The 15,418-nt window shown below is 38.9% G+C and carries 13 protein-coding genes, 2 pseudogenes and 1 other annotated feature; of the genes and pseudogenes, 1 reads left to right on the plus strand and 14 read right to left on the minus strand.

The genetic code is table 11. The features are described 5' to 3' along the window. Window positions 1–289: 289 nt before the first annotated feature. A complete protein-coding gene (locus tag ACVRZH_RS09035) occupies window positions 290–520 on the minus strand; it encodes a DUF1797 family protein (protein WP_447454967.1) in 231 nt (76 codons plus the stop codon). Between the two features lie 326 nt (window positions 521–846). Here ACVRZH_RS09035 and ACVRZH_RS09040 point away from each other — a divergent pair, with 326 nt between their 5' ends. Next, complete coding sequence (locus ACVRZH_RS09040) at window positions 847–3,075, plus strand: ATP-dependent Clp protease ATP-binding subunit (protein ID WP_447454968.1); 2,229 nt, start codon at window positions 847–849, stop codon at window positions 3,073–3,075. A 109-nt stretch (window positions 3,076–3,184) separates the two neighbouring features. Here the strand turns inward: ACVRZH_RS09040 and ileS are convergent, their stop codons facing one another. The 13 genes and pseudogenes from ileS to glmU form a co-directional block, all read right to left on the minus strand. Then, on the minus strand, window positions 3,185–5,974 hold the full coding sequence (gene ileS, locus ACVRZH_RS09045) for an isoleucine--tRNA ligase (protein ID WP_447454969.1): 2,790 nt from the start codon (window positions 5,972–5,974) through the stop codon (window positions 3,185–3,187). A 50-nt stretch (window positions 5,975–6,024) separates the two neighbouring features. After that, window positions 6,025–6,240 (minus strand) — a binding site (T-box leader). Next, window positions 6,229–6,990 carry a DivIVA domain-containing protein gene (locus tag ACVRZH_RS09050; RefSeq protein ID WP_447454970.1) on the minus strand — a complete coding sequence of 254 codons (762 nt, stop codon included), beginning with the start codon at window positions 6,988–6,990 and terminating at the stop codon, window positions 6,229–6,231. Its footprint overlaps the feature before it by 12 nt. A gap of 42 nt (window positions 6,991–7,032) precedes the next feature. Further along, a complete protein-coding gene (locus ACVRZH_RS09055) occupies window positions 7,033–7,821 on the minus strand; it encodes a YlmH family RNA-binding protein (RefSeq protein WP_447454971.1) in 789 nt (262 codons plus the stop codon). Window positions 7,822–7,824: 3 nt separating this feature from the next. After that, complete coding sequence (locus tag ACVRZH_RS09060) at window positions 7,825–8,064, minus strand: YggT family protein (protein WP_447454979.1); 240 nt, start codon at window positions 8,062–8,064, stop codon at window positions 7,825–7,827. Window positions 8,065–8,066: 2 nt separating this feature from the next. After that, window positions 8,067–8,657, minus strand: a complete 591-nt coding sequence (locus ACVRZH_RS09065; RefSeq protein WP_447454972.1) for a cell division protein SepF — start codon at window positions 8,655–8,657, stop codon at window positions 8,067–8,069. Between the two features lie 12 nt (window positions 8,658–8,669). Continuing rightward, a complete protein-coding gene (locus ACVRZH_RS09070; RefSeq protein WP_447454973.1) occupies window positions 8,670–9,341 on the minus strand; it encodes a YggS family pyridoxal phosphate-dependent enzyme in 672 nt (223 codons plus the stop codon). 2 nt (window positions 9,342–9,343) lie between these two features. Next, window positions 9,344–10,651, minus strand: a complete 1,308-nt coding sequence (gene ftsZ / locus ACVRZH_RS09075; RefSeq protein WP_447454974.1) for a cell division protein FtsZ — start codon at window positions 10,649–10,651, stop codon at window positions 9,344–9,346. Window positions 10,652–10,674: 23 nt separating this feature from the next. Continuing rightward, window positions 10,675–10,851 (minus strand): annotated as a pseudogene (locus ACVRZH_RS09080) (cell division protein FtsA C-terminal domain-containing protein); the annotation flags it as partial. Beyond that, window positions 10,846–12,039: pseudogene (gene ftsA / locus ACVRZH_RS09085) on the minus strand (cell division protein FtsA); the annotation flags it as partial. The pseudogenes ftsA and ACVRZH_RS09080, both read right to left, overlap by 6 nt. 222 nt (window positions 12,040–12,261) lie before the next feature. Further along, entirely contained in the window at window positions 12,262–12,954 is a 693-nt protein-coding gene (locus ACVRZH_RS09090) for a 5'-methylthioadenosine/adenosylhomocysteine nucleosidase (protein ID WP_447454975.1), read from the minus strand. A 21-nt stretch (window positions 12,955–12,975) separates the two neighbouring features. Then, a complete protein-coding gene (gene macP, locus ACVRZH_RS09095; protein ID WP_447454976.1) occupies window positions 12,976–13,266 on the minus strand; it encodes a cell wall synthase accessory phosphoprotein MacP in 291 nt (96 codons plus the stop codon). Window positions 13,267–13,269: 3 nt separating this feature from the next. Further along, window positions 13,270–13,827: an NUDIX hydrolase gene (locus ACVRZH_RS09100; RefSeq protein WP_447454977.1), complete on the minus strand. Its 558-nt coding sequence runs from the start codon at window positions 13,825–13,827 to the stop codon at window positions 13,270–13,272. Window positions 13,828–13,836: 9 nt separating this feature from the next. Further along, window positions 13,837–15,216: a bifunctional UDP-N-acetylglucosamine diphosphorylase/glucosamine-1-phosphate N-acetyltransferase GlmU gene (gene glmU / locus ACVRZH_RS09105; protein ID WP_447454978.1), complete on the minus strand. Its 1,380-nt coding sequence runs from the start codon at window positions 15,214–15,216 to the stop codon at window positions 13,837–13,839. Between the last annotated feature and the right edge of the window lie 202 nt (window positions 15,217–15,418).

The raw sequence follows: 15,418 nt of genomic DNA on the forward strand, positions 1-15,418 counted from the left end.
TCTCCTGAACTCAATCCCATTGAACAGTTTTGGGCTACTCTAAAAAGAAAGGTGACTGAGTTGTTAAGAACAGGATGTTCTGTTCAATCTGCTTTAGAATACTATTTTAAAACTAAATGACTATATATTAATTCGTATTTAGATGTATATAACTATCCTTCAAAAAATCATTTTCTTCCTTATTTCAATAAAGAAAAGTCCTTGTGTGCTTCAAATAAGAACACAAGGACTTCAACTATCTAACTTATTAACCATGAATCTAACATATGATTATGAAAAATTCAAACAATTAGTAAAGAAGATCGTAAATCTCCATCGCAATTAAATCAATGCTATCAAAAGTATAGGTCTCACGTGCTTCAACGTCACGTAAAGTAAAGACCGCTCCAGATTCAGAATCATTGCTAAAACCTACTTCAGCTACGACAACGCCATCACGTTCAAAATGACGTTTCAAATTTGAACCATCCGTCGCCATTAACTCAAGACGGTTAATAATTCTCACTAAATGTGATTCCATGTTGTTCTCCTCTTTTAAGCAACCTCAAGATGACAAGCTAGTCCACCTCTTATACATTGGTCACTTCACTGATTATTCTTTTTATAACACCTTTATTTTACCACAATTTTAACGGAACCGATAGCCCAAACCCTCATTTTTTATCAGTAAATCATTTCCTGATGAGCCAACTCATTCCAATGCAACTACAGATCCCTTTAATACTATTATTTCTCTTAATCTTTTTACTTGAAAACTTTTTAAATGGTGTTATAATTGAAGTATGAAGTTTGACCTTTACTGACCAAGTAACAGAGTCTAACTATTATCATTATGCGAGGTAACTTATGCTTTGTCAAAATTGTCACTTAAATGAATCAACCATACACCTTTTCACAAGTGTGAATGGTCATCAAAAAAAGATTGATCTTTGCCAAAATTGCTATAAAATCATGAAAAGCGAACCACAGACCAATCGTTTTGCAGGAGGAGCTATGGATCCTTTCTTCGATGATTTCTTCGGCGATTTGAATAATTTCAGAGCCTTTAGCAATCACGATTTACCAAATAGTCCAAAAGCTCAAGCTGGAGGACAAGGGGGAGGTAATGGTAGACATCCTGGTCAATCTAAACCACGTGGTGCTACACCTGAAAAACCTAAAGGGCTTTTAGAAGAATTTGGGATAAACGTGACGGATATGGCTAAACGAGGGGAAATTGACCCTGTCATCGGACGCGATGAGGAAATCGTTCGCGTCATTGAAATCCTGAATCGTCGCACAAAAAATAATCCTGTACTTATTGGTGAACCTGGTGTTGGTAAAACCGCTGTTGTAGAAGGTTTAGCACAAAAAATTGTCGATACAGATGTGCCACAAAAACTACAAGGTAAGCAGGTCATCCGTTTGGACGTTGTAAGCCTTGTTCAAGGTACTGGTATACGTGGTCAATTTGAAGAACGTATGCAAAAACTAATGGATGAATTACGTCAGAGAAATGATGTCATTCTCTTTATTGACGAAATCCATGAAATTGTTGGCGCCGGCTCAGCTGGTGATGGTAATATGGACGCTGGCAATATTTTAAAACCTGCTCTCGCTCGTGGTGAATTGCAGCTCGTTGGTGCTACAACCCTAAATGAATATCGTATCATAGAGAAAGATGCTGCTCTTGAACGCCGTATGCAACCCGTAAAAGTTGATGAGCCAAGTGTAGATGAAACGATTACCATTCTCAAGGGTATCCAAAACAAATACGAAGACTACCATCATGTCACCTATACCGATGAAGCCATTGAGGCTGCCGCTTTATTATCAAATCGCTACATCCAGGACCGCTTCTTGCCTGATAAAGCGATTGATCTCTTGGACGAAGCAGGATCTAAGATGAATTTAACCTTAAATTTCGTTGATCCAAAAGAGATTGATCACCGTCTCATCGAGGCAGAAAACCTAAAAGCCCAAGCAACACGTGATGAAGATTACGAAAAAGCAGCCTATTTCCGTGACCAAATTGCCAAATACAAGGAAATGCAAAGCGCTAAAATGGATGATCAAGATCGCCCTCTCATCACTGAAAAAACTATTGAATCTATCATTGAGCAAAAAACAAACATCCCAGTCGGAGACCTTAAGGAAAAAGAACAAAGTCAACTGCTCAATTTAGCTGATGACCTTAAACGACAAGTCATTGGTCAAGACCAAGCCGTTGATAAGATTGCTAAAGCTATTCGCCGTAATCGTGTTGGGTTGGGGACACCAAATAGACCAATAGGAAGTTTCCTTTTCGTTGGCCCAACTGGTGTCGGTAAAACAGAACTGTCTAAACAATTGGCGATTGAATTATTTGGTTCAGCAGATAGCATGATTCGCTTTGACATGAGTGAATATATGGAGAAACATAGTGTTGCAAAACTCGTAGGAGCACCTCCAGGTTATGTTGGCTATGAAGAAGCTGGACAACTAACCGAGAAGGTCCGTCGTAATCCTTATTCACTCATCTTACTGGATGAGGTAGAGAAAGCACACCCTGATGTCATGCACATGTTCTTACAAGTCCTAGATGATGGGCGCTTGACTGATGGTCAAGGACGTACGGTCAGCTTTAAAGATGCCATTATCATTATGACGTCAAACGCTGGTACAGGTAAGGTGGAAGCTAGTGTCGGGTTTGGTGCTGCACGTGAAGGACGTACCAATTCTGTCTTAGGACAACTCAAGGATTTCTTCAGCCCAGAATTTATGAACCGCTTTGATGGCATCATTGAATTCCATGCCTTGAAAAAAGAGGATCTTCTTCAGATTGTGGATATCATGCTTAATGATGTCAATAAACGTCTCGCAACAAATGATATTCATATTGACGTTACCGATAAAGTGAAGGAAAAGCTCGTTGACTTAGGCTATGACCCTAATATGGGAGCAAGACCACTTCGTCGCACCATTCAAGATCACATAGAAGATGCAATCACAGACTTCTATCTTGAAAACCCTACTGAAAAAGACCTTAAAGCAGTTCTGACGAGCAATGGTAAAATCACTATTAAATCAACTAAGAAAACTGAGTCAGAAGACTAACTACACTTAAAAATCCCCAGAGGAGATAGCCTATCTCTTCTGGGGATTTTTTATATCATATTATCACTATAGACAATTAATATTGGCTATAGATTATTAGGCCTATTTATTATTTTTCAAAACCTGATGCAACTGCTTCTGAGAAAAAGGTTTCGATGATGTTAGCACAGTTATCACAGACTGTCACTTGATAGCTTCTTTCTACAGCTGTTTGATCAATTCGACGGCAACGCTCACAGACTTGTCCATCAGCATGTGTCACAACAAAACTAATATCATCTACTGTAAGGGCGTCAGCTGGTGCTTGACCTTGAGTAACGGTAAACTCTGATACAATAAGTAATTGTGCTAAGTTAGATGACAAAGCTTCCAGCTTAGCCTTAACCTCATCTGTCACATAAACCGTCAAATGGGCTTCTAGTGACTTACCAATAACCTTAGCATTCCGTGCTTCTTCTAAAGCTTTCTGAGCATGAGTACGGAAAGTCATAAAGTCTTGCCATTGAGATAGGGTAACATCTTCATTTTCAAAAACTTCGAGCTTAGGCATATCTGTCAACTGCACAAATTCTGCTTCTTCATGCTCCAAATATGACCAAATTTCTTCAGCAGTATGAGGTATAATCGGTGTCAATAACTGTGTTAATTTCACCAAGATATCATAAAAGACTGTCTGCATTTGACGACGTTCAAGAGCCTTATCACTTTCAATATAAACAACATCTTTTGCAAAATCGAGGTAGAACGCTGATAAGTCAACAGTGACAAAGTTAACAACTGATTTATAAATAGACATAAAGTCGTAGTTGTCATAAGCTGCGAGAATCTGAGCAACCAATTTATTGAACGCAATGGTCATATATTGGTCAACTGGACGCAAATCAGCGTAAGCCACTTTATCTGCATTTGGATTGAAATCCGATGTGTTAGCAATAAGGAAGCGAAGTGTATTACGAATTTTACGGTAGGTTTCTGAAACTTGAGATAAGATATCCATTGAGACACGAACATCGTTACTTGTATCTACAGATGTCACCCAAAGTCTAAGAATTTCAGCACCATATTGCTTAGCGACATCATTTGGTGAGATGATATTGCCTTTTGACTTAGACATTTTCTCACCCTTACCATCTAAGACAAAACCTTGAGACAAGACTGATTTATAAGGAGCATGACCATTGACAGCTACTGACGTAATTAAAGATGAGTTGAACCAGCCGCGGTATTGATCAGAGCCTTCTAAGTAGAGATCTGCAGGATAAGCTAAATTATCACGACTATTCATCACGCCGTTCCATGAACTTCCAGAGTCAAACCAAACATCCATGATATCGGTTTCTTTAGTAAAAATACCATTTGGTGAACCTGGATGATTAAAACCTTCTGGTAAGAGCTCTTTGGCATCACGTTGCCACCAAATCACTGAACCGTGTTCAGAAAATAGATCAGCCACATGATCTGTTACTTCTTTAGTCATAATTGGTGTACCATCTTCAGCATAGAAAATCGGCAATGGCACTCCCCAAGCACGCTGGCGTGAAATTACCCAGTCGCCACGGTCACGAATCATGTTATAAAGACGTGTTTTACCCCATGATGGAATAAATGTCGTTTGTTCAATTTGATCAAGAATATCTTGACGGAAAGTTGCTACTGAGGCAAACCATTGTGGTACTGCACGCCAAATAATTGGTTTTTTAGTCCGCCAGTCAAATGGGTATGAGTGAACAATCTCATCAGTTGCTAGTAACAATGAGCCTAATTTGTCCATGACAATAGGAGCAACCTTATCATAGAACTGACCTTCAAAATCAGGACCAGCATTTGCCATCATCATACCACGACTATCTACTGTCACTGCCACCTCAAGGCCATTAGCAACCCCAACATTATAGTCATCTTCACCAAAACCTGGTGCAGTATGGACAATACCTGTTCCTGAATCAGTTGTGACATGCTCACCCAAAATAACCAACTCATCTATTTCGGTATCCCATGGATGTTCAGTGACAATACCATTCAACTCTTCACCACGATAAGTCGCCAGCACTTCAGGTGCTTCCCAAGCAAAACGCTCTGATAAGCTAGCCAAGAGTTCAGAAGCCACAACAAATTGACGTTCATCATTTGATGGTTTCACAAGAACATAGTCAATATCTGGTCCAACAGTCAAACCACGTGACGCAGTTACCGTAAATGGCGTTGTTGTCCAAACAACAATATAAGTATCTGTATCAAGGATTCCTTTACCATCTTTGACCTTATTGGCATAATAAAGAGATGTCGATGTGATATCATGATACTCAATTTCCGCTTCTGCTAAGGCTGACTCCGATGACCAAGACCAATAGACAGGCTTAGCACCACGATAAATATAACCTTTATCAGCCATGGCACCAAAAACACGAATTTGAGCTGCTTCATAAGCTGGCGTCAAGGTAATGTATGGATTTTCCCAGTCAGCTGAAATCCCTAAACGCTTAAAATCTTCACGTTGTTTATCCACTTGGCTTAGAGCGTAATCACGACACATGGTAAGATATTCATCTAAAGGTAGTTCTTTACGTTTTACCCCTTGCTTAGCTAGTACTTGTTCAATTGGAAGCCCGTGTGTGTCCCAACCTGGTACAAATGGCGCATAATACCCCATCATTGATTTTGAACGTACAATAATATCTTTCGAAATCTTATTCAAGGCATGACCCACGTGAATATTACCATTGGCATATGGAGGACCATCATGCAGATGAAAGGCTGGTTTACCAGCATTTAATTCCTGACGACGCTGATACAATTGTGCATCGTCCCATGATTTTTGCCAATCTGGTTCCTTGTTCGGCAAACCTGCACGCATTGGAAAGGCTGTTTTTCCAAGATTAAGGGTTTCTTTTAATTTCATATCTAACTCCTATTAACTTATTTTGTTGTGTAATAAAAAAAGCTTCATCAACAAAGGACGAAAGCTCGTGGTACCACCTTAATTCAGACAAGTCAAAAAGACCTATCCCTCATTTGCTTGTAAGGTAAGCAGACCTCTTATCTTACTAATGATTTCAGATAAGATAATACAAAAGGATAAATTAACCAAGAGGGATTGCAGGACTTACACCATCTCCTACTCGCTGAAAATGTCTTGATTACTTCATGTTTTTGTTACTCACTAATATTCACTTGAAATGCATGCGATACTTCAGTAGCCGAATCTGTCTGTTCTGTAGGAACATCGCCATTTTCAACTGCTGCTTCCAATTGTGCATTGCTTTCAGCCATCAAACGATATAACTCTTCCATCTCTTCTGGAGAGAATTGACGTGTAGCATCCAATGATGCTGCATCATTAGAATCCGGAACATGCTCGTCTAAAACGCGTTCAACAATTTCTTTAAAGGCTGTATCTGAATTTTGTAGATAAACAGCTGTTGGTTGTAATAATTCTAGCCATTCTGGAGAATTAACTAGAGTCATCTGTGCATCGACTGCTGCTAATAAGCGCTGATGGAAGATACGACTTTGACGCTTCAGATCTTCTGTTTCAACAGCTACACGCTTAGCATCATCAGTTGCATCTCTTAATATCTCATTTGCTTTAGCTTTTGCTTCCTCAATCAAATGATTAGCATCAAATGTCGCTTTGTTAAGAATGTTTGTTGATTCTGTATTAGCTGAAGCTTTCACTTTTTCAGCTGTTTCTTGTGCCAAAATAACTGACTGTGTTAAAGATTCCTTCATCTCATCAAAATAAGATAATTTATCCTCTAAGTCTTTGATTCTAGCAGCTTGCTCGTGATTTTGACGCACAAGTGTCTCATAATTATCAGCAACAATATCTAAAAATTCATAGACATCATCTTCGTTTAAACCACGAATTTTCTTAGAAAAGGTTTTATCTTTAATTTCTAATGCGGTTAATGCCATAGGGCTCTCCTTTATTCTGAACAGCTCAGCTGTTCACTTCTTCTATTTATGTATAATGGTCTCTATCAACAATTTATGTTTACCATTTTTGGTAAAACCTTGGTTTTCCAAAACTTTAAATCTTCCAAAACCTCTAACACTAATCAAATCATCAATTTCTAATATCTGTGAAGTATTTGTTGCAAGAGCATAATTCAACTTAACCTTGCCGGATTCTATGAGCGAAAGAGAGTTGGTTCTAGATATGCTTAATACCTCAGCGATGAGTTTGTCTAACCTCAAACTAGTTGACAAAACGACTTTCTGCTTGGAATCTACCTGAGGTACCATTAGTTGATCTAAGGTAATCTCTCTCAAAGTAACACCCACCCTATCTATCTTTTCAGTATTAGCTATCAAATAAGAGACTATTCCCTTATCCACAAAAACTTGAGCTCTTCCTTCAGAAATCAAAATATCACCTATGAGGTGGCGTTTGATACCCAATTGATTGAGCAAGGTCCCCATAATTTGAGCATGATTTAATTGAGCGAACTTGGCATTATAATGAATATCAACTAAGCTTATTTCAAAATCCGATTCATCCAGCTCATAATACTCTGGTGAAATGATGACTTTGGCATACTCCATCGGATAATAATCACTGCTCACAAACAAATTTAAATCATATTGACCAACAATACTTCTAATAATTGCAATTTGTCTAGGGTCTAGATACTCTGTGGTCTCCATCACGTATTGTTGTTCAACTCTATTAGCTAAATCCACGATACGCTTCACAAAAAAGCGTTCTTCAAATTTAAAGTGTTGGTATAACTGTTCTTCTCTCATGATTTACAACAGCTGTTTTAAAAAATTAAGAGCAATCATAATAAACCAGACCGTAAAATCTAAACCTCCAAAGTGAAGATTAAAGCGTCTGAATGGTTTCAGAATTGGTTCTACTAACCAAATGACCAATCGACCGATAACTGATTCATAAGCTCCTGGCAACCAAGATAATAGGGCATAAACCAAGAGCAATAGCGAGTAGACATCAATAAGTCTATACAGAAAAATTCTCAATAATAACATCATTAACGTCTCTTCATGTCATAATCGTACGCAATATCCTGACCATGATTAGGAATGGCAAGATCGTCAATATTAACAACGACATTTGCAGGTGTTAATAGATACATGGTATTACCAACTTTTTGTAAAGCACCAAATAGCACTTTACTTGCCCCATCAATAAAATCGATGCAGCGACGAGCCTGTGCATCCATCATATATTGAAAATCAATCAAAATAGATTCATTTTCAATCAATAAGTCAACAATTTCTTGAGCGTCCTCATATTTTTTAGGGTATTTTAATGCAATAACTATTCGCCCTGTCTCTGATGTTGCTTGCAGCATTTCTTCACGACGATTCTGAATAGAGTGTTGGGGCTGAGGAATAGTTTGTTGTGTTTGACGTGGACGTTCAAAGTCTAGACGTTCTTTGGGTTTTGGAATTGTAGCTGCCTGTCTAGATTGAGAAGTAACCGAACGAGAAGGTTCTGTATTCTGAGGTTCCGGGCGTCTCGGTTCAGCTACAGCAGCAACTTCTTCTCTCTCAATATCATCTAAATCACTAGTATCAAGAAAGGAAAAGAAGCTTTTCACTTTATCTTTTAATGCCATAATGTTCTCCATTTAATTAAAGAATGCACTACCTATACGAACAAATGTTGCGCCATGAGCAATTGCAATCGGAAAATCACCACTCATCCCCATACTCAATTCAGTCATTGGCATATTAGGATAAGCTTTTTTCTCAAGTGATTCTCTCAACTGATTTGTTTTGTGGAAAATGTCATTCAATTCTGTCTCAGTAGCATCAAAGGGCGCCATTGTCATAAGACCGACTATTTCAATGTTATCTAACTGAGCCAAGATAGGTAGTGCTTCCGCAAGTTCTTCTCTGGAGAAACCATGTTTACTCTCTTCTCCTGAAATATTCACCTGTAAGAAGCATTTGATAGGTTTAATCGCTCTTTTTTGTATTTCTTGAGCTAGTTTTAAAGAATCTAGGGCATGAAAATAATCAACATAGTTAATGACTTCTTTTACTTTTCTTCTTTGCAATGTCCCTATCAAATGCCATGTAACCGACCTATCTTTTAAGTGGTTGTACTTGTCAAGAAACTTATCAACTCTGTTTTCAGCTAAGTGATTAATACCAGTATCGACAAGTTTTGCAGCAGTAGAAGCATCAACATACTTGGTTACAGCAAGGACGGTTACTGAATTTCTACTTCTTTTCGCATCATCTAATGCTCTAGTCACTTGAGCAAGTACTTTATTAGTATTTTCTTGTAAACACATGCTTAACGATTTTTGAAAAATGGTGGTGTCTCTAATTCATCATCGATATCATTATTTGGTGTAAATGATGACATTGTTAATTGACTATCCAATTCACCTTGACTTGGACGTGCGATATTATCACGACGTAAATCCCAATTTCCAAACGGTGACTGCTGTGTTTGACCTGGTCTTGCCTGTGTCGCTGGACGTGTCATATGTGGCATTTCACGACTTTCAGCCATATCAAAATTAGGACGTTCAAACTGCTGCTGAGTAACTTGCTCACTAGCATATTGTGCTCCTGCTTGTTTAGAGGCTGAATTAGTATAAGAGCGTGGATTACCTCTCAATCCCGTCGCGTATTCAACACGTTCATCACGTAATCCTGTCGCAACAACTGTGACACGAATTTCATCTCTCATCGTATCATCAATTGATGTACCAAGCCAAATATTAACTCCTTGACCTGCTGCTTGTGCAACAATTTCAGAAGCTTCTTCAGCTTCAGTCAAGGTCATATCAAGACCTCCAGTAACGTTGACAATAACATCCTCTGAACCATCAATCGTTGTTTCAAGAAGCGGAGAGTAAATAGCTTTACGTGCAGCTTCGACAATACGCTCTTCACCTGAACCAATACCAATACCCATCAAGGCATTTCCTTTGTTAGCCATAACCGTTTTAACATCGGCAAAGTCTAAGTTAATTAGTCCAGGAGCTGTAATTAAATCTGTGATTCCTTGAACACCTTGGCGTAGGACATTATCTGCCTCACTAAGAGCTTCTAAAAGCGGTGTTTTTTTATCAACAATTTCAAGAAGATTGTTATTGGAAATAATTAATAGCGTATCAACTTGCTCACGCAATTCAGCAATACCTTCAATGGCGAAATTCCCACGCTTGTTCCCTTCAAAACCAAATGGGCGTGTTACAATGGCAACAGTAAGAGCACCAATGCTTTTCGCAATACGTGCAATTACAGGAGCAGCCCCTGTTCCTGAACCGCCTCCCATTCCTGCAGTAATAAACACCATATCTGCACCTGATAAAGCCTCAGTTAGTACTTCTTCACTTTCTTCAGCAGCTTTACGACCAACTTCAGGTTGACCTCCAGCACCTAGTCCACGCGTCAACTTAGGACCTAACTGAATGACTGTTTCAGCTTTTGAAGAGCTCAAAGCTTGAATATCTGTGTTTGCTGCTATGAATTCAACACCAGACACACCTTCTTCAACCATACGGTTAATGGCGTTACCACCGCCACCACCGACACCAATTACTTTAATTACCGCACCTTGAACAGATGCTGCATCAAATGAAAAAACCATTTTTTATCCTCGCTTAACTTATTCTAGTCAAATAAACTCTTAAATAAACCTCTTACACGATCACCCATCTTTTCTTGAGGAGCAGTAGGTTCTTGAGGCTGTTGATAACTTGTTTTAGAAACTTCTTCTGGATATTCTGCAATCGGAATAACAGTGTCACGACTAACTTGTTCATGAGTGAAACGTACCTGTCCTACTTCAGAAGGTTTTCTGCGAAGGTTGGCTTCACTGATCACTGCACTTTGAGAAATCACTTCAACATCGGACATTTTCCCAACGTATTCAACCAATGAAATGACGTTGGCGAACATTGGATTACGAATACCTACAGAGTTTGGAATATAGAGTTTAACATTAACTCCCAAAACTTCCTTAGCCAATTCGACCACACCAGGTAAAATAGCACCTCCACCAACAAGAACAACACCTCCAGGTAAGTCATTCATACGGCCACGGTCAAGATCTTGGCGCACTCTCTCAAGAATATGACGAACACGCGCCGAAATAATTTCCGCTAAATAACGCTCAGTTACATCAATCGGATCAACTTCGCCAACAACTTCGACCTGAACTGTCTCCGTTAAACTACTACCTGCAACATCCACGCTTCCAAAATTAAATTTTAAAGCTTCTGCTAATTCCATTGAAGTTTTTAACACTTTGGAAATGTCTTTAGTGACATAGTCACCACCTTCAGTGTAAATGTTAGTGTATTGAAGTTCTTGATGTCTCATTGAGGCAACGGTGGTTTGACCACCACCCATATCAATAACTGTCGCTCCAAACTCACGTTCACCTTCATTGAGAACAGAATGGGTCAAGGACAATGGCGAAATAACAATATTTTCAACCTTAATACCTGCTTTTTCAACAGTTTTTCTGAGGTTGTGAAGAATAGTGCTTGGCCCTGTATACAAAAGACCACGCATTTCCAAACGAACACCCATCATACCACGTGGGTCTCTAATACCATGGAAACCATCAACAATAAACTCTTCAGGAATAAGAGAGATGATTTCACGTTCAGGTGTAATACTCTTAGTCAAAGCTGATTTAATAACACTTTCAACATCCTCATCTTTAATCTCTTTAGACTCAGACGTTACCGGAATCATGCCTTGTGACGATTCGATTTGTAACAGGTTGGCTGGCACACCAACATTGACTTTATCAATTGTCACTCCTGCCTTTTCTTCTGCTTGTGCAATGGCTGATTTGATTGCTTTTGCTGCAGCATCGATGTCAATAATAATACCGTCTCTAACACCTGAACTCTTTTCATTGCTCACGCCAATAACATTCATTTCACCGTTGATAAATTCTGCAACAAGTACTTTAATCGAGCTTGTTCCTATATCCAATCCTGTAAAAAAGCCATTTCTAGCCATTACTCGACCTCTCTATCCTTCTAGTCTTCCTTAAACTGCCTAAAGAGCAGTATTATTCCAAATTATTATAACATAAAAAAACGCAAACTGTCACTATTTTGCGTTATTTTTCAGATTTTTAGAGTCTATCTCAATAGTCTTTCAAGATTTAATTAATGTGAGTTTTTTAAAATTTGGATTCGATAAAACGTGCTTTATATTATCAATCAGTTCCCTATAACATTAGGTCAAAATTGACAAGAATGTTATCAAAACTTCTGCTGATTGACGACCAGCCTCTATAACAAATTCATCAAATGACAAATTGGCTTCGTTATTAGCATTATCACTCATCGCTCTAACAACAATAAAAGGGGTACCAGTAGCATAAGAAGCCTGTGCTACTGCTGCACCTTCCATTTCAACAGCTAAAACCGAAGGATAGTGGTGTTTAATGTCTAAAAGACGATCCGAACTTGCTATAAAGCTATCACTAGTTGTAATCAAACCAATATGATTAGGCTTTGCATGAAGCTTTAAAGCCTTTTCAAAAAGTGTGACAAAACGAGAATCTGATTCAAAAAACAACGGTTGTCCTGACATTTGTCCAAATGGGTAACCAAAAGCCATTAGATCAACATCATGGTAAGCCAAACGGTCTGCAACCACCACATCTCCTACATTTAAACCTTGAGCAACGGCTCCTGCCGAACCTGTATTGATCACAGCATCCACCTTGTAACTATCAACAAGAATTGCTACACTCATAGCACTCATGACCTTACCGATACCACTCTGTACCAAAACAATGTCATGATTTGCAATACGTCCTGTATAATAGCTTCTCCCTAAATGGATTTCTTCATTTTTATTTTCCAGATGTTGCAAAAGAAGCGCCAATTCCTCTTCCATAGCCGCTATAATACCAATTTTCATCTTTTTCCCTCAATATTTTCCCTACCAGTTAAAAACAGCATACAACACTAGAGCTAATAACAATACCAAACCAAGTAAAATCAGATTTAATTTTGACTGAAATGCATGACGTTTAGCGTTCTCAATATGACGACTTTGAATAATACGATTATCTACTTCCAAATCGTGAGCAATCAGTCTATCTGATTGAAGATCAATGATTTTGGTATCTTCGTCATCGACAGTAAAATCAGAATAGGGATACGCCGTTTCAAGGCTTTCTCCCTTATTAGCTCTCTCAATTATCTCGTCAGTTAACAAGGGTTTTCCCATTAATTAGTCCTCCCTATTCTGATAATGTAAAGCATAGTATTGTAAGGCAATAATGGTTTTAGCATCACGACATTGTCCTGTGTTAACCAAAGCCATACACTCTTCGAAAGATAATTCTGACACCTCTATGGTTTCATCAGCATCTTGCTCACGAGGAGAATCAACCTTTACCAAATCATGAGCTAAATAAAGTTGGATTTTTTCGTTACAGAAGCCGATAGCTGTATAAAAATCATGAATTAACTCTAGTCGTCCAGTATAACCCGTTTCTTCTTCCAATTCACGAAGGGCAGCATCTTGCTCCGAACCATTCTCTCCAATTTCTAACTTTCCTGCTGGAATTTCATAAGAAACATCCTCAATTGCCTTACGGTATTGCTTTACCATAACAATCTTTTTGTCGGGGGTTACAGCTAAAACAGCTACTGCACCTCTGTGGAAAATCAATTCACGTTTAGCCTGACCAAGCCCGTTTGGTAACTCAACATCGTCAACAACCACTTTAAAAATATGACCGTCAAAAATCTCTGTTCGTTTTATCGTTTTTTCTTCAAATTCCATAACAGCCTCCTATTTATTGTCAGGGTGGTGAGGTTTGTTAAGAGCATAGCCTTCTTTATTGACTTGGCGTCCACGTCCAATAGCAATCGCATCTTTAGGGACATCTTCTGTAATCGTCGATCCCGCTGCCGTCAGAGCATTATCTCCTATACTTAGTGGTGCAATCAATGTCGAGTTGCTACCAATAAAAACATTGTCGCCAATTTCCGTTGCAAATTTATTTTGTCCATCATAATTGACAGTAATCGTCCCAGCTCCGACATTGACATCGTTACCTATCGTCGTATTACCAAGATAAGTTAGGTGGCCAGATTTGCTACCAACACCCATACGAGTCCCTTTCAACTCGACAAAATTACCGACATGCGCTTTTTTATCAATAAAAGAACCTGGTCTAATATGGGCATAAGGCCCTACTGTGACGTCATCCGCAATAGCTGACTCTTCAATCATTGAATGTGTAATGACAGAATTTGCACCGATGGTTGAATCAACAATGTAAGTCCCATTTGTTAACACAGTCGCTTGACCAATACTTGTCTTACCCTTTAAGGTTACATTAGCCTCGACAACAACTTCTGGTGCTAACTGGACATCAACATCAATATAAGTTGCCTCTGGATTAGTGAAGGACACACCATTAACCATATGTTGTGTAGTAATACGGTGACGCATGACTTTTTCAGCTGTTGCTAAAGCCACGCGGTCATTAACACCTAAGCTCTCATCAAAGTCATGAAGTTTATAAGCACCAACCTTCTCACCCGCTTCTTTAAAAATCCCAATCACATCTGTCAAATAATACTCGCCTTGAGCATTGTCCGTTGTAATATTTTGGAGAGCTTCAAAGAGACGTCTGTTATCAAAAACATAGGTCCCTGTGTTGATTTCCTTCACCAATTGTTCAAAATCAGTCGCGTCTTTTTGCTCAACAATTTTTGTCACTTCATCATGTTTGTTACGAATGATTCTCCCATAACCAAAAGGGTTTTCAGCTTCAGCTGTTAAAATCGTCGCAATATTTTTATGTCTCACATGATGGCTAATCAGATTAGACAAGCTCTCTCCTGTGATCAGCGGTGTATCTCCAGCAATAACCAAGGTTTGTCCGTCCAGATTTGAAAGCTGTTCTTCAGCCATCATCACCGCATGACCAGTCCCTAATTGCTCGGTCTGCAAAACAAACTCTGATTGACCCGCTAATACCTCACGCACCAAATCTGCTTTATGCCCAATAACTGTTACCGTTTTTTCAGGTTTAATCGCCGAAACACTTCGAAACACATGTTCCAACATGGTAATCCCTGCCACCTTGTGCATTACTTTTGGTAAATCTGATTTCATACGAGTGCCTTTTCCAGCAGCAAGTAGAATTGCGTAGTTTGTCATATTTGTCCTCTTTTACTTACTCATTATCATTGCAATTATAGCATTTTTCACCTAGAATGTTAAGGCTAAAACAGATTTGTATGTGTCAAGTTTTCCTCGGAAAAGGTTAAAAGTCCTCTATCCACTTCTTAAGTTGTCCAATTGGTGTGCTCGTTGCCCCATTCAAAGCGATTGTCGCCTGTGGAATGGTGTGAGCGTCGTG

The organism is Streptococcus fryi (genome assembly GCF_053206505.1).